Source organism: Fibrobacter sp. UBA7003, from assembly GCA_002449765.1.
In the GTDB taxonomy this organism is placed as follows: domain Bacteria; phylum Fibrobacterota; class Fibrobacteria; order Fibrobacterales; family Fibrobacteraceae; genus Fibrobacter.
In genome coordinates, this window is sequence record DJXN01000013.1 from 1 (window position 1) to 22,065 (window position 22,065).

The 22,065-nt window shown below is 57.2% G+C and carries 18 protein-coding genes and 1 tRNA gene; 8 read left to right on the forward strand and 11 right to left on the reverse strand.

The features are described from left to right. Nucleotides 1–300 precede the first annotated feature (300 nt). The 3 genes from B2952_RS09755 to B2952_RS09765 form a co-directional block, all read right to left on the reverse strand. On the reverse strand, nucleotides 301–915 hold the full coding sequence (locus B2952_RS09755; protein ID WP_290736775.1) for a hypothetical protein: 615 nt from the start codon (nucleotides 913–915) through the stop codon (nucleotides 301–303). Nucleotides 916–929: 14 nt separating this feature from the next. Further along, a complete protein-coding gene (locus B2952_RS09760; protein WP_290736772.1) occupies nucleotides 930–1,538 on the reverse strand; it encodes a hypothetical protein in 609 nt (202 codons plus the stop codon). A gap of 148 nt (nucleotides 1,539–1,686) precedes the next feature. Then, a tRNA-Ser gene (locus tag B2952_RS09765) sits at nucleotides 1,687–1,775 on the reverse strand. A gap of 131 nt (nucleotides 1,776–1,906) precedes the next feature. On the opposite strand from B2952_RS09765, the gene B2952_RS09770 reads away from it, so the two are divergent. From B2952_RS09770 to B2952_RS09780, 3 genes are read left to right on the forward strand one after another with little or no spacing between them, the layout of a single operon-like run. Continuing rightward, nucleotides 1,907–5,305, forward strand: a complete 3,399-nt coding sequence (locus B2952_RS09770; protein ID WP_290736770.1) for a transglycosylase domain-containing protein — start codon at nucleotides 1,907–1,909, stop codon at nucleotides 5,303–5,305. 36 nt (nucleotides 5,306–5,341) lie between these two features. Beyond that, a complete protein-coding gene (locus B2952_RS09775; RefSeq protein ID WP_290736767.1) occupies nucleotides 5,342–6,643 on the forward strand; it encodes a hypothetical protein in 1,302 nt (433 codons plus the stop codon). Further along, a complete protein-coding gene (locus tag B2952_RS09780) occupies nucleotides 6,640–7,416 on the forward strand; it encodes a sulfite exporter TauE/SafE family protein (protein WP_290736763.1) in 777 nt (258 codons plus the stop codon). The genes B2952_RS09775 and B2952_RS09780 overlap by 4 nt, the downstream gene beginning before the upstream one ends. Here the strand turns inward: B2952_RS09780 and B2952_RS09785 are convergent. From B2952_RS09785 to B2952_RS09800, 4 genes are all read right to left on the reverse strand, one after another. After that, complete coding sequence (locus B2952_RS09785) at nucleotides 7,402–7,689, reverse strand: GIY-YIG nuclease family protein (protein WP_173382453.1); 288 nt, start codon at nucleotides 7,687–7,689, stop codon at nucleotides 7,402–7,404. The genes B2952_RS09780 and B2952_RS09785 overlap by 15 nt on opposite strands. A gap of 13 nt (nucleotides 7,690–7,702) precedes the next feature. After that, entirely contained in the window at nucleotides 7,703–9,070 is a 1,368-nt protein-coding gene (nhaA, locus tag B2952_RS09790; RefSeq protein ID WP_290724768.1) for a Na+/H+ antiporter NhaA, read from the reverse strand. Nucleotides 9,071–9,183: 113 nt separating this feature from the next. Beyond that, nucleotides 9,184–10,776, reverse strand: a complete 1,593-nt coding sequence (gene murJ / locus B2952_RS09795) for a murein biosynthesis integral membrane protein MurJ (RefSeq protein ID WP_290736760.1) — start codon at nucleotides 10,774–10,776, stop codon at nucleotides 9,184–9,186. 12 nt (nucleotides 10,777–10,788) lie between these two features. Further along, on the reverse strand, nucleotides 10,789–11,790 hold the full coding sequence (locus tag B2952_RS09800) for a hypothetical protein (RefSeq protein WP_290736757.1): 1,002 nt from the start codon (nucleotides 11,788–11,790) through the stop codon (nucleotides 10,789–10,791). A gap of 79 nt (nucleotides 11,791–11,869) precedes the next feature. On the opposite strand from B2952_RS09800, the gene B2952_RS09805 reads away from it, so the two are divergent. From B2952_RS09805 to B2952_RS09815, 3 genes are all read left to right on the forward strand, one after another. Beyond that, the gene (locus B2952_RS09805; RefSeq protein WP_173382457.1) at nucleotides 11,870–12,907 is read left to right on the forward strand and encodes a hypothetical protein; all 1,038 of its coding nucleotides are present in this window, start codon (nucleotides 11,870–11,872) and stop codon (nucleotides 12,905–12,907) included. Nucleotides 12,908–13,024: 117 nt separating this feature from the next. After that, on the forward strand, nucleotides 13,025–14,986 hold the full coding sequence (locus tag B2952_RS09810) for a glycoside hydrolase family 30 protein (protein WP_290736754.1): 1,962 nt from the start codon (nucleotides 13,025–13,027) through the stop codon (nucleotides 14,984–14,986). 78 nt (nucleotides 14,987–15,064) lie between these two features. After that, nucleotides 15,065–15,802, forward strand: a complete 738-nt coding sequence (locus tag B2952_RS09815) for a lysoplasmalogenase family protein (RefSeq protein ID WP_290736751.1) — start codon at nucleotides 15,065–15,067, stop codon at nucleotides 15,800–15,802. Nucleotides 15,803–16,088: 286 nt separating this feature from the next. Here B2952_RS09815 and B2952_RS09820 read toward each other — a convergent pair whose 3' ends face one another. Together B2952_RS09820 and B2952_RS09825 are read right to left on the reverse strand one after the other, a co-directional pair. Further along, on the reverse strand, nucleotides 16,089–16,415 hold the full coding sequence (locus tag B2952_RS09820; RefSeq protein ID WP_173366933.1) for a hypothetical protein: 327 nt from the start codon (nucleotides 16,413–16,415) through the stop codon (nucleotides 16,089–16,091). 43 nt (nucleotides 16,416–16,458) lie between these two features. Further along, nucleotides 16,459–17,325 carry a hypothetical protein gene (locus tag B2952_RS09825; RefSeq protein ID WP_290736748.1) on the reverse strand — a complete coding sequence of 289 codons (867 nt, stop codon included), beginning with the start codon at nucleotides 17,323–17,325 and terminating at the stop codon, nucleotides 16,459–16,461. Nucleotides 17,326–17,465: 140 nt separating this feature from the next. Between B2952_RS09825 and uvrC the strand changes: the two genes are divergently transcribed. Beyond that, nucleotides 17,466–19,361 (forward strand): excinuclease ABC subunit UvrC, encoded by a 1,896-nt coding sequence (gene uvrC, locus B2952_RS09830; RefSeq protein ID WP_290736745.1) that lies wholly within the window; start codon nucleotides 17,466–17,468, stop codon nucleotides 19,359–19,361. Here uvrC and B2952_RS09835 read toward each other — a convergent pair. Continuing rightward, nucleotides 19,336–20,220 carry an FISUMP domain-containing protein gene (locus tag B2952_RS09835; RefSeq protein ID WP_290736743.1) on the reverse strand — a complete coding sequence of 295 codons (885 nt, stop codon included), beginning with the start codon at nucleotides 20,218–20,220 and terminating at the stop codon, nucleotides 19,336–19,338. The genes uvrC and B2952_RS09835 overlap by 26 nt on opposite strands. 68 nt (nucleotides 20,221–20,288) lie before the next feature. On the opposite strand from B2952_RS09835, the gene B2952_RS09840 reads away from it, so the two are divergent. Beyond that, entirely contained in the window at nucleotides 20,289–20,681 is a 393-nt protein-coding gene (locus tag B2952_RS09840; protein WP_290736740.1) for an NADH-quinone oxidoreductase subunit A, read from the forward strand. 115 nt (nucleotides 20,682–20,796) lie between these two features. Here B2952_RS09840 and B2952_RS09845 read toward each other — a convergent pair whose 3' ends face one another. After that, nucleotides 20,797–21,918 (reverse strand): hypothetical protein, encoded by a 1,122-nt coding sequence (locus B2952_RS09845; protein ID WP_290736737.1) that lies wholly within the window; start codon nucleotides 21,916–21,918, stop codon nucleotides 20,797–20,799. Between the last annotated feature and the right edge of the window lie 147 nt (nucleotides 21,919–22,065).

The following is a 22,065-nucleotide window of genomic DNA, read 5'->3' on the forward strand; positions in this document are numbered from 1 at the left end:
AAGGACCGAGACCACAGGAAAAAACACTCCATACAGGGCAATCATTCTCTGAAACCTTTAGAGTAGAATCGTCGCACTGGTATTTGTTTTCGCTTAATCCAACCACACAGACCCGCCGATTATTGAGAAAAAAATGAACACTATCAATATCTGTCATAGATATAATTTTCAAAAATACATACTGATCTGAATCATAACATTTCGTCTCAATTCCCTCATAGCAACCCCAGAACAATCCGCAAAACGCGGTTGCCAAGGCAAGGCCTATTTTGGATAACTTTTGCACCACATTACCTCTTTTTACTTGTCGTAGCAATATTCCTTATCTTTTATTGGCAACGTTGCTACACAATAACCATCATAGCAGCCAGCACGATTTGATGAAGCCGGAGACCTAAAATCTTCAGAAAAGGATATCATGGGATTGTCCTTATAACCAAACCATATAACTGAATCTTGTTCAGAAATGACATTGATATTATTCCCGCCCATAGCTGGTATGATTATATTTTGTTCTTTTTTTTGCAATCCTTCAAATAAGTGCATAGAAACAATGGTATCTTGGGTTCTGATCTTATCAGGAGGTTTTCTTAAATAACAATCCAAATTATACCATGAAGGACATTTTTCTAACGAGTCGCAAAGATCTTCACCGGTCAACACCTTATGAAAATCTTTATCATAAAAATACTCTTTACTTGCAGGCTTAACAAAGTGATATGCATTGTTTATATGACACACCTGCTCCCCATTTAAATAGATATCTGCACTATCTATCTTTGTAGTAGATAATATGTGAATAGAGATATATTCCTTTGAATCAAAGCACTCAACATCTACACCCTCATAGCAACCGCAGAACAATCCGCAAATTGCGGTTGTTAAGACAAGGCTTATTTTGGATAACTTTTGCACCACATTACCTCTTTTTACTTGTCGTAGCAAACATCCTTATCAGCCATTGGCAACGTCGCTATACAATAGCCATCATGGCATCCTACACGATTTGACGCAGCTGGTGATTCATAATCATCAAAATATGGCCTTATTGGATTTTCATCATAAGCAAACCACGAAATTGTATCATGTTCGGCAATAATGTTAACATTGCTACCTCCAAAAGATTCCAAAGGCAATTCAACTCGAGATGATTCGTTCTTATAAAAAATACGCAACCATATTTTTGCAGAGCCAACATTTACTCCATCAGATGGTTTTCCAACAAAGCAATGGACCGCTTTCCATATTGATTTGTTATCCGAAAGAATACACTTGTCAGTATCAGACTCCGTTGCAATCATTGCGGTTAAAAAAGCGTTTGAATCTTGATAACATAAAATTTGGTCATAATAAACACCAATATTTCCTTCGCAAACTCTATCTTCATTTAAATAGAAATGAACGCTATCCAGTTTACCGGTCGTCAAAAAATTCAAACTCACAAACTGGCTCGAACCGAAGCACTCCGTTTCGCCGTCATAGCAACCACAGAACAATCCGCTGATTACCGACATGCAAAGCAGAACGGTCTTACGCATTGACAATCTCCTCAAAAAAATTCTGGTTATTACCCCGCACTTTCTTGAAATATATAACTTATACGTAAAAACCGGCGTTTTTTATGCAAAAAGCCGGTAAAATATCAAAAACAAAAATCCCCCGGATCGCTCCGGGGGACCTTTGCAGCGGGAAGAGCGAGATTCGAACTCGCGATAGGATTAAGTCCTATACGTCCTTAGCAGGGACGCGCCTTCGGCCAGCTCGGCCATCTTCCCATCTTGGGGACACTAATTTTACTTAATTTTCGGCCGATTTTCAAGGGGTGACGGCAAAAAAAGCTATATTCGACTAAAAAAAGAGGCTCTGCGCAACCCGCAGGGTCCTTTTGGCGATTTGTAAGGCTCATATGGCAAAAGATAGAAAGAAGAAAAAGAGTTCCAGGCTCGTGAAGTTTTTCAAGATCGTGGCGGCTTTCGCCCTCGTGGGGCTCATCTGCTGCATTCCCGCCTACATCGTGGTGTTCAAGGTGCTCCCGGACCGCGACCCCGACAAGCAGTTCAACCGCGAGACCATCCTCCAGGTGCTCTCGGGCGAGACCCGCGTGTACTACCGCGACGGCGACAACCTGCTCGGCGCCTTCTTCGACGCGAACCACCGCCTCTACGTGCCCTACGGCGACATCCCGAAGGATATCGTGAACGCGCTCGTGGCCGCCGAGGACGCGGGCTACTGGACGCACAACGGGTTCAGCCTGCAGGGGTTCCTCCGCGCGATGGCCGCTAACATCAAGAGCGGCCACATGCGGCAGGGCGGTTCCACGCTCACCCAGCAGACGGCGAAGAACGTGCTCGGCCGCGAGGAGAGGAGCATCAAGGCCAAGTGGAAAGAACTCATCGACGCGCTCAGGCTCGAGAGGCACTTTTCCAAGGAAGACATCCTCGAATTCTACCTGAACCAGTTCCACGTCTCGGGTACGGGCAAGGGCGTGGCGATCGCCGCACAGTATTTCTTCGACAAGGAACTCAAGGACCTGACGCTCGCGGAATGCGCGTTCATCGCGGGTTCCGTGAAGGGGCCGTTCAACTACGACCCGTTCATCCAGCGCACGGAGGAGCGGCGCGAGAGGGCCATCAAGCGCGGCGAGGAACGTCTCCGCTACGTGCTAGGCCGCATGGTCGAGGAAAGCTATATCGACCAGGAACAGATGGACGACGCGCTCGCGGAACCGCTGCACTTCAAGCACGGCAACTTCCGCTTCAGCGTCTCGACGACGCTCGAACGCATCGACGAGAAGCTTTCGGGCGAATATTACCAGCAGCTGTTCGAGGAGAAGGGCATCGGAGACTGGCGCAAGGCGCAGCTCGAGATCGTGACGACGCTCGACGCGAAGAGCCAGGATGCGGCCAAGCGCGCGCTCCAGAACAACATCAGCAACCTGCAGATGCAGCTCGGCGGATTCGTGCTCCCGAAGGCGCAGTTCGCGAACAAGGCGGTAAGCGCGCGCAAGGGCGACTACCTCTACGGCGCGGTCGACACGGTGCTGTACAACGAGAACGGCTCGCTCAAGGCGCTGCGGCTCGGGTTCGGGCAGCTCAAGGGCGAAGTGGGCGAAGAATCCCTCAAGGAGTTCGGCAAGCAGGTGGGCAAGGACCCGGCCGCCGTACTCGGCAACCAGATGAAGAAGGGCGCGATTCTCCTGGTGAGCGTCGCGGACGAGAACAAGGTGAACGGGTTCGTGCCCTGCAAGATAGAGACGGAACCGGTATTGCAGGGCGGCCTCGTGGCCATCCAGAACGGCAGGGTGCTCGCAAGCCAGGGCGGGTTCCACAACACGGACTTCGACCGCAGTTTCAAGGCGCTACGGCAGCTTGGTTCCAGCTGGAAGCCTATCCTGTATGCGCTCGCGCTCAAGTATAACTGGAACTACATGAACCCGCTCGAGAACGACTTCAACGTGTTCCAGTACGTGAACCAGTTCTACTTCCCGCGCCCCGACCACAAGAACAAGGGCGACGTGGTGAGCATCGCGTGGGCGGCGACCCGCTCCGAGAACATCGCGAGCATCTGGCTTCTGGACCACCTTCTCGACAGGCTCAACCAGGAACAGTTCGACGCCGTCGCCGCGGAGAACGGCTACGCGCAGCTCCCCGACGAGGATTCGAAGGCTTACTTCGCGAGGCTCCGCGACAAGTTCGGGCTCACCATGAAGGAAGACGTGAAGCGTGAAATCGAGTTCACGAAGGCACAGTACAGGCTTGCGGCTCTCTACGAGAGCGAGGACAAGTTCGACAAGGCGATGGACGTGAGGAACCTGCGCTACGGCACCTACAACGACGTGGCGATGAAGCAGGCGAAGAAGGACGAGAAGATCAAGGCGTTCATCGCGCACAACTACAAGAACTACTCCGAGATACTCCGTGCCCGCGAGATGCAGGAGCTCGACCCCGACGTCTCGGAAAAGCTCCCGCCGCTCGATTCCGTGAAACTGTTCCGGAACTTCACGCTCGCCGACATGAAGCGGCTTTCCGCCATGATCGACCCGGTGAATTCCGAAATCGACTACCTGCTGCCCGACAACATCCGCTACTGGCCGGACTTCCGCCGTTCGCTCTCGATGGCAGAATACGCGCGGTTCGCGCACGAAATCGGCATCCACCAGAAACTGCAGAAGGTGTTCAGCATGCCGCTCGGCGTGAACGAGATTACGCTTGGCGAAATCAGCACGGCGTACCAGACCATCCTTTCGGGAAAGGTGTACAAGTGCAAGGACGGCGAATGGAACGAACCGTGCTTCATCAAGGAAATCCGCGACAGGAACGGACACGTCATCTTCAGGAACACGGTGGAGTCGAAGGTCGTGCTCGACGAGAACATCACTTCGCAGATGGGCGCGATGCTGCGTTCGGTGTTCACGAACGGTACGGCCAGGAGCCAGAATTCTTCCATCGCGGTGGTGAGTGCCGACGGGAAGACGAAACTGCGCTACCCCGTGGTAGGCAAGACCGGTACCACCAACGACTACAGGAACGTCGCGTTCATGGGCGGCATCCCGACGTACGTCTACGAGAAGGAGGGCTTCGCGCTCGATTCCGTGATTGCCGTCGGAAGCTACGTGGGCTTCGACAACAACAAGCCGCTGAAGTCGGGCAAGACGCGTATCGCGGGCGCCTCGGGCGGCCTTCCGCAGTGGGCGTCTTTCGCGAAGGAAGAAATCGAGATTCTGAAGATTCCCGACATGGTGGACTTCTACGACATTTCGATTCTCGCGACGGGCGAGGTGCCGCTGCAGCTTGCGAACGAGCGCGGCGAAATTACGGTCGACCCGATGACGGGCCTCTACGTGACCGAAGCGGGGACGGCGGGAAGGCCGTTGCCGTGGCTCGAGGTTCCGGGATTCATTCCGCCGCAGGTGCAGGAACAGGCCGCCGAATCCATCGCCGAGATGGGAATCATGACGAGCCTCCCGATGCCTGCGGCCGCTGCCGTTGTGGAATCGTCGGCTAGTGCGGACGCGCAGGCGAACGCACCCGTCGGTTCCGAATCGGCGCATACTACCTTGGATTCGATTCCTGCGGTGCAGGCGGCGCAGGTCCCGGTGGCTCCGGCTGCAAAACCCGATTCGACGCCAGCTCCGGCTGCTGCATCTGCCGCTGCTTCCGTTCCGGCTGCGCCTGCTCCGGCCACTGCGCCCGCTGCAACTCCCGCACCCGCCGAACCGAAGGCTGCCGCAATGCCCAAGGACGACGACTGGGATTTGCCGGAAGGGATGGACGGAGGCGCCTTCGTGCCTATTGAGGCGGAATAAGTAATCAGAAGCGTGTGATGTGAAATGGGAAACAAGATGAACAACAAGTTTTTTAGCAAGGTGATTCTCTCGGCCGCGACATTCATGCTCGCCGCCTGCGCAGGGAACGCCCCCTGTCCCGCCACGGATGCCTCCGTGCAGCAGGCAGGAATGCCTGCCGCCCCGGCGGAATCCTCCGCCGCGCCGGGCCAGGCGGAGCCCGCGCAACAGGCTACGGCCCAGGACGCGAAAATGCAACCGGCAACCGCGACAAAGAAATCCACGGCGGAACCTTCCGCGACAAACGAAGGCCGGACATATTTTACTTCGGACGTGCTCGACAGCTACAGGCTCTCGACTCCGGATTCGGTCCCTGCCGCAAACGGCGGTGACGGAAGTGTGGGTATAAACAACGTTGTCTGTGAAAATCCGGCCGCGACGGCTGCCGCGGCTCCCGACCCCTATACCGACTTCCCGGCCCTCGCCGTCCGCGTGTTTGCACACGCCGACTCGCTCTACGCGACAGGCCTCACCGATTCCGCCAGCGCCTACCTGCAGCGCTTCCGCATCATCAAGCCGCTCTGGAACACCTGGGAAGCCCAGGCAGATTCCATGCTGAACGAGTTCGGCAAGACGCGCGCCGAGAAGGCGAAGGCGTTCGAGCCGCTGGTGCTCACCATCCAGAACATGAACCGCGTGAAGTCTGCCTACAGCATGGTGGCAGAAATTGCGGACAGTCTGATCGCGCTCGCCCCTGGCGATTCACTTGTGAACTGGGCCAAGGTCCAGAAGCAGAACGCGTTCGTCAATACGCTCGAGAAGGCGAAGAAGGAATTTGCGCAGATCAAGGCACTGGCCGATGACCAGGCGCAATTCGCCGAAGCGCTCAAGAAGATCGAAGAATTCCGCATGCGCTACGGCGACTTCGCAGAGACGCTCCGCATCCAGGAATACACCGACCACGTCAAGGAAATGATGCAGTCCGCCGATTCCGAAGCTGCGAAGTACTGGGAATCGCATGACCCCGCACAGGCACTCGCGAAGGCCGACACCCTCATAAAGGCAGGCAAGTTCGCCGAAGCGAAGGATATCCTCACCAGGCTCAAGGCGAGCAACTTCCGCAAGAAGGCGGGCGAGAAGTACCAGGAACTCGCCAACACGTTCTGCAACGCGCAACGCAAAACCACATCGCAGATCTTCGCGAAGGCGCAGAAGCAGAAGGACGCAGCAAAGAAAAAGAAGTTGCTCCAGGACGCCATCGGACCGCTTGACAAGTGCCTCGCGGAATACCCCGAATACACGCAGAAGCAGAAGGTCGTAGACAACAAGAGCTTCCTCGAGAAGGAACTCGCGAAATGATTGATTCCGAAGTGTGGCAATACGCGCAGTACCCCGCATTCTTTGTGCTGGGGGCAGTAGTCAGCCTCATCAACAGCATCGCGGGCGGCGGTTCCACGCTGAGCCTCCCCATCATGATTTTCCTCGGGATGCCCGCGACCGTCGCGAACGGCACGAACCGCATCGGGCTTATCATCGGGAACTTCAGCAGTGCGTTCAACCTGATGAAGCACGGCTACCTGAACAAGAAAATCTTCATGCAGCTTGCGGTTCCCACCTTCCTGGGCGCTCTCGTGGGCGCATGCTTCCTCGTGCGCATCGGTGACAAGATGTTCCAGGCGATTCTCGCGGTCGTCATCTGCGTCGTGGTGGTCATGAGCAACCTCCGCAAGGACATCCTCGGCAAGCCTCCCGCGACGCCTCCCGAAAAGCTCACCTGGAAAGGCGCGCTCGGATTCTTCGGCATAGCGGTTTACGGATGCATCGTGCAGGTGGGTGTGGGGTTCGTGCAGATTTTCGGGCTCACGCGCTACACCGGAATGGACGCCGTCCACGTGAACGCGCTCAAGAACTCGCTTACCAACGTGTTCCTGCTCGTAAGCACCGTGGCACTCGGAGTCATGGGGAAGATTGACTGGCCCATTGCCATCGTGATGGCGGCGGGAGCCTGGCTCGGCGGCTACCTCGGGAGCTTTACGCAGAGGAAGAAGGGGAACGCGTTTGTCCGCCGCTTCGTGAGTGTCGCGAGCGTCATCATGGCCGTATTCCTGGTCGTGGATTTAATTGTCAGCTAGTTCTTCGAGCAGCTTCTTTGCAAGTTCTGGGTCGCCCGCTGCGAGAAGTTCCTTTTGCGGCCGCGGCAGCTTCTTGATGCGCGCTTCCAGGCGCAGGGCCATGCCGTGGCTTTCGAGTTCGAACTTGCGCAATATGCATTCCGGCGGGAATGCCTTCGTGAATTTCGCGCCCTTGCCGGACTTGTGCTGCTCGAACCGCGCCTCGACATCGACGGCGTAGCCCGTGTAGATGCGGTTTCCTGCGCAGCGGAGCATGTAGACGAAATGGGGCATTCTTTCGGCGGACCTAGGCCGCTTCGCTCTTCGCCTCTTCGGTTTCGTTATGCGGCTTTGACACGATGTTCATGTATATCGTACCGAGGATTGCCGCGCAGAAGCTTCCGAGCAAGATGCCGAGTTTCGCGGAATCCTGGCGGTCGCCCACGTCGAAGGCGAGGTTCGCGACAAATAGCGCCATGGTAAAGCCGATACCCGCGAGCATACCGCCGCCCCACAGCACCTTCCAGCTGTAGCTGGGTTTCACCGACACGCCAATCTTCACGGCGAGCAGGCTGAAGAGGAATATGCCGATGGGTTTGCCGAGGATAAGCGCAAGCGCGACCGCACCCATCACGGGGACTTCCACGCCGCCGAGTTTGATTTCGACACCCGCGTTGCTGAGCGCGAACAGCGGCATGATGAAGAAGTTCACCCACGGCACGAGTGGCTTGAAGAAGCGTTCCTGCATCGAGATGCTCTCGCGTGCACCGCGCTTCAAGAGCGTAAACACCTCGTACTGTTCGTTGCGGTCCTTGGCCTCGCCCGAAAGCGCACCGCCGACGCTACCCGCAAAGTGGGCGAGCTTGCCCTTCGCGAGCACAGGCTTCGCCGGAACCGAGAGCCCGAGCAGCACGCCCGCGATAGTCGGGTGCACGCCGCTCTTCACGAAGAACGCCCAGACAGAAATCCCTATCAGGCCGTGCAGGAGCAGGTTGCGGACCCCGATGCGGAACAGCACGTTGATAAGCACGAGCAGGGCAAAGCCGGTACCGAGGGCGATGAAGTTGATGCCGTCTCCGCTCGGGTAGCCAATCGCAATAACGAGAATTGCGCCGATGTCGTCGGCAATGGCGAGGGTCAGGATCATCACGCGGAGCGCATGCGGCACCTTCTTGCCGAGAATGGCCATGCAGCCCACCACGAATGCGATATCGGTCGCCGTCGGGACGCCCCATCCGTGTGTGGCGCTGTTGTCGCCATGCGGGCAAAGGAGCAGGTATATGAGTGCAGGGAAAAGCATACCGCCCGCAGCGGCAATCACGGGCAGGCTCGCCGCCTTGGGGTTCCGGAGTTCGCCGTAGGTCATCTCGCCCTTGACTTCGAGGCCGATATTGAAGAAGAATACCGTCATCATCGCGTCGTTGATGAGCCAGTGCAGGTCGGCGGAACCGACCCAGCTGCCTATCGTGAGCGCGAACGGCATGTGCCAAAAGTGATGGTATGTTTCGGGACTCAGGTTGGCCCAGAGGAGGGCCGCTAGCGTCATGATGATAAGGACGATGCCGCCGGTCGTTTCCACCTTCATCAGGCGTTCTATCGGAGTTATAATCTTCCGGACGGGGGTTTCCGGGAACAAATCTTCAATCTTGTCGCTGCTGGTGACTCTTGCGGACATATCTACCTATAGGTGTTGGATGGTTGTTCGACCTTTCACTTACTAAAATAATCATTTTTTGGAAAGACGGTAGACGTCTCCCGTACAAATGGCGTTATTTGGGCGACAAAGCGCTACTTTGCGAGGTGCAGCTTGCGGAGTACCTTGCCCAGGAGCTCGTTCAGGATGTCCTTCGCGTCCTTGCTGCCGAGGTAGCGCTGCACGATGAGCGTGAGCGTGAAGAGCGCAAGGCCCGCCGCACAGGCATAGATGACGAGCACCACGAGACTTGTATTGCGGACAAACTCTCCCGACACGCGGTCGAGGCCCACGGCGGCACAGATCATGATACCGAAGGCGACAAGCGCGCGGAGCATGTTGAGGAGGGCGTCCTTCATGCCGTCGGTCCCGTTTTTCTTGGCCCACATGAAAATCATCGAGATGACCTGGAGAATTGCTCCCGTGGCGCCGACGATGGGGACGCTCTTGATGCCGAGCCCCGCTTCGGGAGCGCCGAGCAGAATATAGGCGGGGATGGTTGCCGCGAAGATGCCGGTGTTGAGCAGCGTCGGCACCCACATGCGCTCGCAGGCGTAGAAACTGCGGACGAGCACCGCCTGGAGGCAGAGCCCGAGGCTCACGGGCAGGTACCAGCGGAGGATTTCGGAAATGGCTTCGGTAGTTTCGCGCTGGAAGGCGCCACGCTCGAAGAGGATGCGCACCGCAGGGAAGCTGAGCGCCCACACGGCAACCACTGCCGGAATCAAAATGCAGAACATGCGCGAGAGGCTCTTCCAGATTTTGCGGTTGAGCTGCCCGAAATCGCCCTCCTTCACGAGGCGCGCCATGTCGGGGTAGCTCGTGACGGATACGGAGAACCCGAATACCGCCACCAGCGTGTACATGACGCGGTAGGCGTAGTTGAGGCTCGAGATGCCTCCCGTGCCGAAGTTCGCGCCGAAGCTACGGATGATGAATTCGAGCCCGAACATGGAGCCCACGCCCAGTGACATCGGCAACATCATCTTGAAGTAGCGCACGATATCCGGGTGTGTCGGCTGGATGATGAGGTCGTAGTGCACGCCTCCGCGCTTTGCGCCGAAAATCTGGAGTGCGAAGAACCCGATGAACGCTCCGACCGGGACGCCCCAGGCGAACCCTTCGAGGCCGTAGTCTGTTCCGGTGTACCTGGTGAGCGCGATGCCCGCGGCGCCGCCCCCGACAATCGCCACGTTGTAGATGAGGCCGGTGAGCGATGGAATCAGGAACTGCTTGCGCGTGTGCTGTACGGCGACAAGGATGCTGCCCACGAAGATGAATATCTGGCCCGGCAGGATGATGCGGCCGTAGTAGGTGGCGCGCTCGATGAGTTCCGGGGTGGCGCCCTCGACGGTCAGGAGCTGCAGGAGTTCCTTCATCCAGATGAATGCAGGAACCACGAGGATCAGGAGCACGAGGCCGAAGGTGTTCAGCACGTTGCTGAAAAATTTCCATCCGCCCTTCTCGTCGCCCGCGACCTTGTAGCCCGTGAAAATCGGGATGAAGATGATGGAAAGGAACCCGGTACTCACCACATGGTTGAGGATATCGGGAATCATGAAGGCGAGGTCGAGCGCGTTCTTCTCGAGCGAGACGCCCGCGGCGTGCGCAAGGAGCATTTCGCGGAAGATTCCGAGCACGCGGCTCAGGAGCATGGAAACGGCGACGATGATGGCGGCTTTGTTCATAGAAATCTTTGCCTATACGGCAACCTTGAAATCGTTCAGGAGAGTGCGATGCGGAAGCTTCCCCTGCTGCTGCAGGCGTTCCACGAGGATTCCGGGGCGCACGCGGAGCGTACGGGAGAAATAGCGGATGCAGCGGTCTTCCTCGAAACGGCCGCAGCAGATGAGCCTGCATTCGTCGGCTTCGGGAAGCAGCAGGTCGCCTGCAAACTTCTGTGCTTCGGCGTCCTGGGTATTTTGCGTCGGGGATGCTGGGGCGTTGCATGGGGCGACAAGGAAGGAGGAACGCCTGCGCGGGTGTGCAGCGATATGCCATGCGGTACGGCATATGCTTTCGAGCAACACAGAATCGTTTATCCTCGATGTGGAAGCCTGGATAAAGGGGATGTCTCCGATCCAGAAGCTAGCGCAGGTGGGGTATGGCGCGGCGATGAATGGATCCACCTCGATGTATCCGATGCCGCTGTCGCGCAGTGCTTTTGCGATCGCGGAACGCAGGCCGCCTCCCGAATTGCGCGTGAGCGTTTTCAGGTTGCGGGCGAGGAGGTCCTTGTCGACCGCGAATGTCGATTTGGACTTGGCGGCATCTGCGGATGCGAGCGTTTCGCCGATGCGGATCCATGCGGCGTAGACCTGGGGCGCCACGCTGTCGAGCGTAAAGGTGTAAGTCTTGTCGAAGCCTTCGCGTCCGCCGACTCCCATGAACCGGAGTACGTCGCGCACGGAGCCTGCCCCGCACGTTCCGTGCGGGAGGAGCCCGCGTTTCTGGAGGGCCTTCACGGGGAACCTGCGTATCCAGGGGAGCAGCTGTTCGGCCCAGGCCCTCTCCTCGCGGGCGGAACGCGGCTCGTAGCCTTCGAGCTTTGCTCCGAAGGCTACCCAGGCTCCGTGCGCGATTCGCGACCAGTTTCCGGCATACCGCAGTTCGCTCATGGTACACCCGAGACGCTGGCAGAACATTTCTTGCGAAATGCGCTCCCGCTTGCAACAGTCTTGGATGCTCCTTTTAAAATCCATGGCTAAAAAATACCTTTTTTTGAAGATTATCGGACAAGTGATGCTCCACTATTGCTTTTTTTGTTTGTATTTTATGGATATGAAAAAGACTCTCGCTTTCGCCGTTTCGATGGCCGCGGCAGCCTTCGCTGCCGATGTTCAAGTTGTTGCCCCATCCGGTGCCGATTTCTCTCCCGATGCTCCCCAGATCGTGAACTCGCTCGTGCGTGCAGCAGTGAGCCAGTCCGGAAACACTCCGGTGGAAGACAGCACCGAGATTCAGCTCCGCACGAATATCATGACGATGGGTTCCTCCTATATCGTCGTATGCGAGCAGGCCAAGGCGGGCGTGGTTGTCGGTTCGGGAAAGCAGAAGGCGGCGAGCGTCGATGCCCTCGACGCGGCAATCGAGCAGGCGGTACTTTCGGCGCTGGGCGAAAAGAAGCCCGAAGCCCCGGCCGAACCCGCGCCTGAGCCGGTCGCGGCGGCACCTGCTCCGCAGCCTGCCGCAGATTCTGCCACCGCGCCGAAAAAGGAACCGCTCCCCGTGAACACTTCTGTCGTCACTGTCGAGGTCGAGGAAGCCCCTGCCGCGAAAACCGAGGAACCTGTCGGCGAAAAACGCCCGACACGCAACTACAACAGTTTCGGCGTGGGTGCCGCGATATGGCATAACTACGACTACTTCGCAAATCCCAAGGATATAAAGGACGGCAAGGACAGGGACGAGGAACGCTCCTGGAACGCTACCTTCGCTTTCCACTACGCAAGGATTTTCGAGGTCTCCGCGCATGCGGCCATCACCATGGTGAACAACACGAACTTTGTCGTCGGCAAGGGCTGGGAACTTCACGACGTGTTCCTTATCGGCGCCCGCTACTACACGAGCACAGGAGCCGTTTCTCCGTTCTTCGGGGGCGGCTTCGGCATCGGAGGACAGCTGGACTTCCACTACGAGAATTTTGACGAAGTCGTCGCCTTGGGCCTGGCTGGCGGACTCGAAGCCGGTATCGTCCTCTTCCGCAATTCGGCGCTGCAGCTGGAACTCGGCGTGGCATGGGACGCCCTGTGGGATGAATTCGAGTCGTTCAAGCGCCGTTTCGGTTCCGGTACGGCCTATATCGCCCTGAACTATTAGACCTTAAATAGGCCCGAAATAGGCCCCCAAAAGTCCACATTTGACAATCCCCAGTTGTTAGGGTATATTTATAATCAGGCTATGTAAAATAACATGGCGCAAGAAAGGGATTGGTTTATGAAAAAAAGGAATTTTGGAGTATCCGGCGCGGTTCTGGCGATGGCGGCGTTTGTCGCGGGCCTCGCGGGTATCGTTTCTCCCGCACATGCACAGACCAAGGTCGTTGTTGACCCCGGCAAAAAGTACCAGGTTTTCGAGGGCTGGGGCACAAGCCTCTGCTGGTGGGCCGTAAAGGCGGGCGCCTGGAGCGAGGCGAACCGCAGCAAGCTTCTGGGTGCGATTGCCGACCCCGATACGGGTCTGGGCTACACAATTTTCCGCTACAACATCGGCGGCGGCGACCAACCGGGCCATAATCACCTCACGAAGGGCGACGGCGGTGCGAACGTTCCCGGCTACAAGCCTACTGAAAAGGGAAGTTACGACTGGACGGCCGACCCGTACCAGCGCACGATTGCGATTGAACTTTCCAAGCGCGTAAAGGACCCGATTTTCGAGGCATTCAGCAATTCGCCCCCGTGGTGGATGACGAAGAGCGGCTGCGTCTCGGGCTCTAGCGACGGCAGCGACAACCTCAAGGAAGACTATTTCGACGACTTCGCGGACTACCTCTCCGAAGTGGCGCTGCACTTCAAGAAGGAATGGGGAATTACGTTCCGTACGGTGGAACCGTTCAACGAGCCGAGTGCCGGCTGGTGGAAGTCCAATGGCGGGCAGGAAGGTTGCGGGTTCAAGAACAACCAGACGAAGATGATTGTGGAACTCGGCAAGGCGCTTCAGAAGAAGGGCCTGTTCCCAGAGACTTCGGTGAGTGCCGCCGACGAGACGAACATTGGCGATGCCCTGAACCAGTTCAACAAGTACAGCGGCGAAGCGCTCTCTTACATGTTCCAGGTGAACACGCACAGCTATTCCGGCGGCGATAACCGCGCCAAACTTTTCAATGCGGCGTTCGCGAAAGACAAGAAGGTTTGGCAGTCCGAAACGGGCCCGCTTCACAAGAGCGGCGACGAGAACATTGCGCTCTGGATGGCGGGCGTGATTTTGGCAGACCTGCGCGATATGAAGGCGAGTGCCTGGGTGGACTGGCAGATTGGCGACCCGGCCGAGAACTGGCGTAGCCTCGCGCTGAACCACAGCAAGCAGACTTTCAGCCCGAACGCGCGCTACTACATGCATGCCGCATTCAGCCGTTACATTCGTCCGGGCTCCCGCATTATTGATAGCGACAACGGCAACACTCTCGCGGCACTCACGCCCGAGGGAGCGCTGGTGCTTATCGTGCGCAATAGCGGTTCTAGCGACGTGAAGTATGAATTTGATTTGGGTGAATTCGTGAAGATTGGCACGAGCGCGAAGGTGGTGCGGTTCGAACTGCCGGGCAGCCTCACCAAGCAATCCGATATCGTGGTTTCGGGCAAGGCGCTTTCGATGACCGCGAAGTCCAACACGATTACCACGATGGTGATTGACGGCGCCGAGGGTGGCGCTTGCAAGCCGGATTCCATCATCCCGTATTCGAAAATCAACAATAACGAGGGCTGGTCCACTGCGACCGAAATCTCGCTTTCCAAGGGCGATTCGCTTTCGATCGGCCCGCACCCGTGGGAAGGCGGGCGCTGGCTGTGGAGCGGCCCGAACAGCTTTACCTCTACGAACCGTGAAATCCACCTCGGCAAGATGGACGGCACCATGAGCGGCTACTACAAGGCGGTCCACACGAACGCCTCGGGCTGCGAAGGCTCCGTGACCTTCAAGGTGGTGGTGGACGATCCGGCACACCCCTTCGTGGAACCGGATACGAGCGTGAACGACACCGGCGTCACGGACACTTCGGTGGCGATAGGCCTGCGCGGTCTTGCCGGTGAACTGGACGCAAGCAAGCTCAATGCGAACGAGCCTGTCCAGGTATTTGACATGCAGGGACGTTTCCTTGGCACGTCGCTGAAGCGGATCCGGCTCCCCGGCGTGTACATCGTGAGGCAGGGCGTGCAAATCCACCGCGTCCGGATACAGTAAAAACCGGTCCGTAGTTTTTTTGCTATTCTTTTGCGCATGTTTTTGGAGAGCGTTGCGCAAAGGGTGATTCTTGCCTTGATGGCCGTGTTTCTTGTCGTCACTACGGGCAAGGACTGGTATGATTTCTACACCTGCGGCGCCGTTGGCCAGTGCCTTGCCGATGCGGGAACGCTGCAGTTCATTACCAAGTTCTCGATGTCGCTGCTGCTTACGGTGATGGCGTTCGTCGTGTCGCGCGACGCCTTTTCGCAACGCGACGGCAGGCTGCTCCGGGTCGCGTTCGTCTTCTCCTTCCTCGCCGACACGAGTTTCAGCGTCATCAAGCTTGTCGTGCCTTCCGAGCACGACCTCAGCGACGTCCTCGGTATCGCGCTCTTCATGGTCTTCCAGATGTTGCTTATCTACAGGCATTCGCGAATATCCGATTCCGACACCAGCAGGCCCTCGGGCCACCTGTTCCTTTGTGGGTTGCTGGGGGCCGCGTCGGGCATTTTCGGCGGGGGAGTGCTTGAACTTACGCTCGAAAACGTGACAATCGTAACTGTCGCCGTCTATGGCGTGATCCTTACCATGTCGATGGTGGTGGGCATCCTCGCTCCGCGCAAGGGTTACTTCCCTGCGAAGAACGCAAGGTGCATCCGCTGGGGCATGGTCGCGTTCTTCGTGGGCGATGTCCTCGTTGGCCTCTCGCTGCTTTCGGGTGAAGACCACGGCGCCCTGCAGACGGTTTCCGCAATTTCGAAGAACTTCATCTGGTGGTTCTACGTCCCGGCGCAGCTCATGATTATCCGCGCCTGCCAGAAGCCGAAGGCATGACCTTGGGCAAGTTCAGGGTACAAAAAAAGGCATCCGTCACGGTGGAACACTCGAAGCTACTATTCTGAAAAGATAGCAGTGCCTTGTTGTTTCGTTTTTCACGTCGAAGCGCGCCTAAACTGGACACCAAGAGCCACGAGCTGATTATATCTTGTTAGATCGGGCGTTAATCCGTGCGATGCCTTATATCCCAAATATACCTTTATGGGGGCATAAAATCAAGCGAAAAAAGCGCTTAATTTGTATTTTGTCTGTCAGAGTATTGTAAAAATAGGCAAATGGCCGCCTACATCCAGTCGTCAGCTTTCTCGGGGCGGTCGAGCCCTTCGTCGAGCAGGGCCGCCATTTCCTTGATGCTGTTGTTGAGCTCGTCGCGTTCCACCTTGACCTGGTGCAGCAGTTTCCGCATCTCGAAAAGTTGCTGTCCGAGTTCCAGGGCGAGCAACGCCATCTTCTTGCCCGCTTCTAGCTTGAACCGATCGTAGCTGGCATAGCGCTCGTCGATGAAGTCGACGATTTCCTTGATGTCCCCGTCGGGAAGGTCAGTCTTGATCTGCAGCCGTTCCTTGGCGACAGTCACGCTGACGGGCCTGTGTAGATTCAATTCTGCCATTATTTCATTCCTACGCCGAATGGATCGTCATCCATCAGCCACCTTAGCCGAAAAAACCGGATTGCGAGCCTCCATTGCTCGCGAAAAGGTCCGGTTCCTTCTCATTGGCGGGGTGGATTTCGATGGGTTCCTCTTCTTCAGCGGCCGCATTGTCGGCGGGCTGTTCTGTGACGGCTTCGGCCGGGCTCTCTGCGCTTTCCGCCCCGGCGCCTTCCTCGGCGGCAGCTTCGGCGTCTTCGGAGAAGGGTACCCGCACCGGAATCTCGGTGCCGAGTTCGGTCTCGATGGTCGAAACCATCTGCTTGAAGCGTTCCTGAGCCTGCAGGATTTCGTCGCCCTGGGCCTGGATGGTCTCGTTGAGCCCCGCCTTTTCGGCATTGAGCGCTTCGATGGCGGCGTCCTTATCGGCGATGGCCTTGTTCAGTTCCTCGATTTTCCCGTTCAGGATGGACTCGTTCGCTTTCGACGCGGCAAGGTCTATCCGCAACTGGTTTTCCTGTTCCTGTAGCTGTCCCGCCTGCTCGTCGCGCGAAGCGATTTCTCCGTTGAGCCTCGAAATCTCGTTCTTCGCGTTTTCCAGGTTCTCGTTGCCCTGGTTCACCAGGTTCTGCAGTTCGAGGACTTTCGCGTTCATGTCCTCGAGGCTGCGGTTGAGGTCGTCGATGGCGCCCTGTTTCTGGTTGATGGCGTCGTCCTGTGCGGCAGCCTGGTTGGCTCGGGCTTCAAGGGCAGCCTTGCAGTCCGCCAGTTCGGCGTTCGCGTTTTCCAGCAGGATGTTCTTGTCCTGGAGTTCGGCTCGTGCCCCGTCCAGGGCCCCTTTCAGGGAGGCGACCTCTTGGCGGAGGTTGCGGACGGTCGCGAGGACCCCGTCAACCTTTTGCGAGAGGAGATTGATGTTTTCTAGGTTCATTTTGACTCCGTGAAAAAATCGATGGAACAGTTTCCATAAAAAAAGATATATAAAAAAATTGCGCAAATGTAACAAAAAAAGAGAAAAAATATCGTTGCGGCTAGTGCGGGTCCAGGAAATAAATTTTACCTTGTAGGTCAGTGATTCCCGTTAGCGAACATATCGAGCGCAGGCTTGCCGAACTCCCCGCGTTGCCGGGCGTCTACATCATGCGTAACGCCCAGGGGAAGATTATCTACATCGGCAAGGCGAAGGTGCTCAAGAACCGCGTGAGGAGCTACTTCGACGGGAGCGACCACGCAGGTCACCGCGCGGCGACGCTCATGCTGCCCTATATACGCGATATCGAGTGGATTATTACCGAGAGCGAGTCCGAGGCGCTAATCCTGGAGGCGAACCTCATCCGCAAGCACACGCCCAAGTACAACGTGCTGCTTAAAGACGACAAGCATTTCCCCTACCTCGCGTTCTCGGTGAACGAGCCGTTCCCGAGGCTGTTCCTTTCCCGCGCGGTGCGCAAGGACGGCTGCCAGTACTACGGGCCCTACATGAATTCCCGCATGATAGGCCAGCTGCAGGATATTGCCGCCCGCCTGTTCAAGATTCGCGAGTGCAAGCTGAAGTTGCCGCTCGCAAAGCCCGCGAGGCCCTGCCTCAACTACCACATAGGGCGGTGTGGCGCCCCGTGCGCGGGGCTCGTGACGCAGGAGGAATACCACCAGGCGGTTCTCCAGACGCAGATGCTGTTGAACGGGAAGCGCGACGACCTGATTGCCCAGTGGGAACGGGAAATGCAGGAGGCGAGCGACCGGCTGGATTTCGAGGCCGCGATGAAGAAGCGCGACGCCATCCAGGCCCTGAAGGCTACGGGCGTGCACCAGAAGACCGACGTGACGGATGCGCGCCTGTGCATGGACGTGCTGAGCCTGCGCCGGAACGGCACGATGGCGGCCGCAGTGATTTTCGAGTACAGGAATGGCGTGCTCTGCGGGCGCCGCCACTACCGCCTGGAATGCAAACTGGAAGAGGACGAGACCGAGATTTTCCGGCAGATGCTTTTGCAGTGGTACATGGACGTGGAGTTTATCCCGGGCGAAATCGCGACCGACGTTCCCCTCGGGCTTGGCGACGAGGGCGGCATTGCCGGAGACTCGCCGGATACGGAACCGCTTGCGCAGGCCCTGACCGAGAAGGCGGGCCACAAGGTGGCAATCACGAACCCGCAACGTGGCGAGAAGCTCGGCTTTTTAAAACTTGCGGGCGCGAACGCCGACATGATTCTGGTGGAGATGCGCGCGGAGGTGCAGAAGTATAGCGAAATCGACCAGAGCGTATTTGAGCTGCAGAAGGTGCTGGGCCTCAAGAAGACCCCCTTCCGTATCGAGTGCGTGGACATTTCGCACCTCTCGGGCACGAACACGGTGGCAAGTCTCGTCGCCTTCAAGAACGGCAAGCCCGACAAGAGCAACTACCGCAAGTTTATCATCAAGACGGTAACGGGTGTGGACGACTTCGCGAGCATGCGCGAGGTGATGACGCGACGCATCCGCAGGCTCGAAGACGAAGGTACGCCCATGCCCGACCTGTGGGTATGCGACGGCGGTAAGGGCCAGGTGGATGCCACCATGCAGATTCTGAAGGAACTCGGGCACGACAAGGACCTGCCGCTCATCGGGCTTGCGAAGCGCCTCGAAGAAATCGTGTTTCCCGACGACCGCAAGAGCATCGTGCTGCACCGCACGAGCCCCGCTTTGAAACTATTGCAGAACGCCCGCGACGAGGCGCACCGCTTCGCCATCACGTACCAGCGGAGCAAGCGCAAGAAGGATTTGGAAGTGGAATGGCTCAAGATGCCAGGCGTGGGGCACGAGACCCGCGTGAAGATTCTCTCCAGATACAAAAGCGCGGAGGCCTTTATGGCTGCTCCGCTTGAAGATATCGTCGATTTGCTCGGAAAAGTCCGTGGCAACAGCGTCCGCGAACAGGTCGCGAAATACTGCGCCGACTTTATTATTCCTGCACGCAGCGCACGCTGAAGAACTTGGTCTTGGAGTCGACCTGGAAGAACTTCTGATCGGCTCCTTCTCCGGCGTACTCAGGCTCCTTCTCCACGATGATGACCGCGTAGCTGTCACCCTTGTTCGAGTCGAAGTTTTTGTCGCCGTCCTGCGGGGTGGCGCTGGTCCAGTGGAAGCCCATCTTTTCCGTAAAGTCGCAGTTGCCGTCCTTGCAGCGACCGCTGTAGCTCCACGGGTAGGAGTCGTCGGCGAAGAGTGTCGTCACTTCGTTTCGGTTTGGGAGTCTCCAGCCCGGAGGGCAGGCCTTCGTGGCGGCGACATAAGCGTAGAGTCTTCCGTACTTTTCGCACATCGCATCGTTGTCGTCGAAGCACATGCTGTTTCCGCTCTTGAAGGCGAGGTCCTGGGCCATCCACAGCTTGCCGCCCACGTTCTTGAGCTGGTAGCTCTTGCCGTCGCGGTTGTCGACCATGGTGTTGCCGTTCACGGTCGGCGGTTCGACGGATGCGGACGAAGCCGCGATGATAATCTCGTCGCTAGAACTGGATTCGGCCGAAGAGGAGGAGATGAAGTCCTTCTCGCAACCTTCGGTCCAGCAGAAGATGCCGCTGCTGTAGTAGCTGAGTTCTTCGTTGTTCCCCGAGGTGTCCTTCACGTGCTGTACGATGGTGACGGTGTCCTTCGAGGTGGACGAAGCTGGCTTGGAACTGTCGCTGGACGTGCTGCCGGCGGAACTCTTGGGGGAACTAGAATCGGAGGATTCGATCTCGGAGATGTCGCCATCGTCCGGGGGGGTGACCGGGCCGCTCGCGGTATCGGAGCAACCCCAGAAAAGCGCCACTGCGCCTATAACCACACATGCAAATAGTCTTTTCATATCCCCAAATATACTTTACATAAGGGGAGGTTAACAGAAAAAAGTTTTTTACTATATTTTTTATCACTATGAGTAATGTTGAAGTTTTCGACACGACGTTCGCCATGACCATCCTGGTCATCATGGCCCTCTGCATTCCCGCAATCCTCCTGCTTGCCAACTGGTTTTTGCACCCGGGCAAGATCAAGAACGTGCTTATCAAGGGGGCTGCCTACGAGTGCGGCCTTGCCCATGTCTCGGGTACCGCGAACGAGCGCTATCCCGTTAAATACTACATGGTGGCCATGCTTTTCCTCGTTTTTGACCTGGAAGTGGCGTTCCTCTACCCCTGGACGGTCCAGTTCCTCGCTGGTGGCTGGGAGCTTTTGATCGTGCTCCTCGGGTTCCTGTTCATCCTCGAAGCGGGCTACATCTACCTCTACAAGAAGGGCGTGCTCGACTGGACGAGCATCAAGGACTAGGGTCTTTCAAGCTATTCTATCTCAAAATAAAAAGCGCGGATTCCACCCCGGAGTCCGCGTTTTTCTGTATACAGGTGTCTTCAGGTGCGCGCTTCGCCCCGTGATTTAAATCACCTTAAAACGCTTCGCGGAAGTAGAACGTCATGCCGAGGCTCTTGAAGTCGACCCACGAGAATTCGGCGCGGGCGTAAAGGCGCTCGCTCTTGTTGAGCGCGAACTTGCCGCCGAATCCGACGGAACGGTGCCACTCGTTGCGCAACAGCTGGCTGAAATACGGCCCGACCTTGCCGCCTTCGAAGAAGATGTCGCCCGCAAGCCTCCAGAAGAGTTCCTTGCGGAGTTCCACCTGCATGATGAGTGCCTGGTTGTCGCGGAAATACTTCATCTCCACGCCACGGAATCGCTTGATGCCGTCGGGGCCCGCCATGTACTCGAAGGGGACGTCGCCGTCGGAGCGCTGCCACATGAGACCCACCGCCATGGAGGTGTTCCAGATGGTCTCGCCGTAGGTGCGCAGGTCTAGCTCCTGGTACGTGAACCCGAAGTCGCCGATGGCGTCGGTGTAGAACCGGTGTTCCCACTGCAGGTACATGCCGTGGCGCGCCCAGTTGGGGTTGTCGCGCGTGTCTACCGTGAGGTGGTAGCCGAGGGCGGTGCGCCAGCCGTCCGCGTTTGCGGGGAGCGCGATTTCGCCGTCGTATTCCTTGAACTCCATCGTGCTGTGGTTGATGTCGAGCACCATGCCGTAGCGGAAAAACTGGAGTGAAGGCGGAAGCCCGAGGTTCGATTCCACGAGGGCCATGAAGAAGAACGTCTCGCGGTCGAAGCTGATGTAGTCGTCCATGTCGACGTCGTTCCCGATGCCGAAAAAGTGCCCCACCCAGTTCTGGTAGCGGAAGTCGAGCCAGCCCGAGATGCGGTCGTGCGCGAGGTAGAAGTAGGGCGTGGCCGCGAACTGGAACTGCTTGCGGGTAGAACCGTAGGCCGCGATGTCTATCTCCTGCGAGTTGCCGCCCTTGAACGAGGAGGGAATGAAGAAGTTCACCATCGCGCCGTACTGCAGTTCCGTCTCCTCGGTATAGCCGAGTACGGGCACGGCGCTCCACCACTGGAAATGCGATGTGTCGGCAGCGGCGGAGTCGGTGGCTACGTTCGCAGAATCGGCCTGTGCGTACGCGGAGGATATTGCGAGTGCGAGGCCGACTGTAGCGGATATTTTTTTGACGGGGACAATCACGCTAGGCAATTTAGAAAAAAAAGAACCCTGCCCGGGAAAGGGGTCCGTTCCTGTTTTTACAAAATGTCAACATATTTTGTTCGCACTGCATGCGCTTTTTGCGGGAAAAAAGATTAGATTAAGGCATGACGGGTGGAACCCGTATTT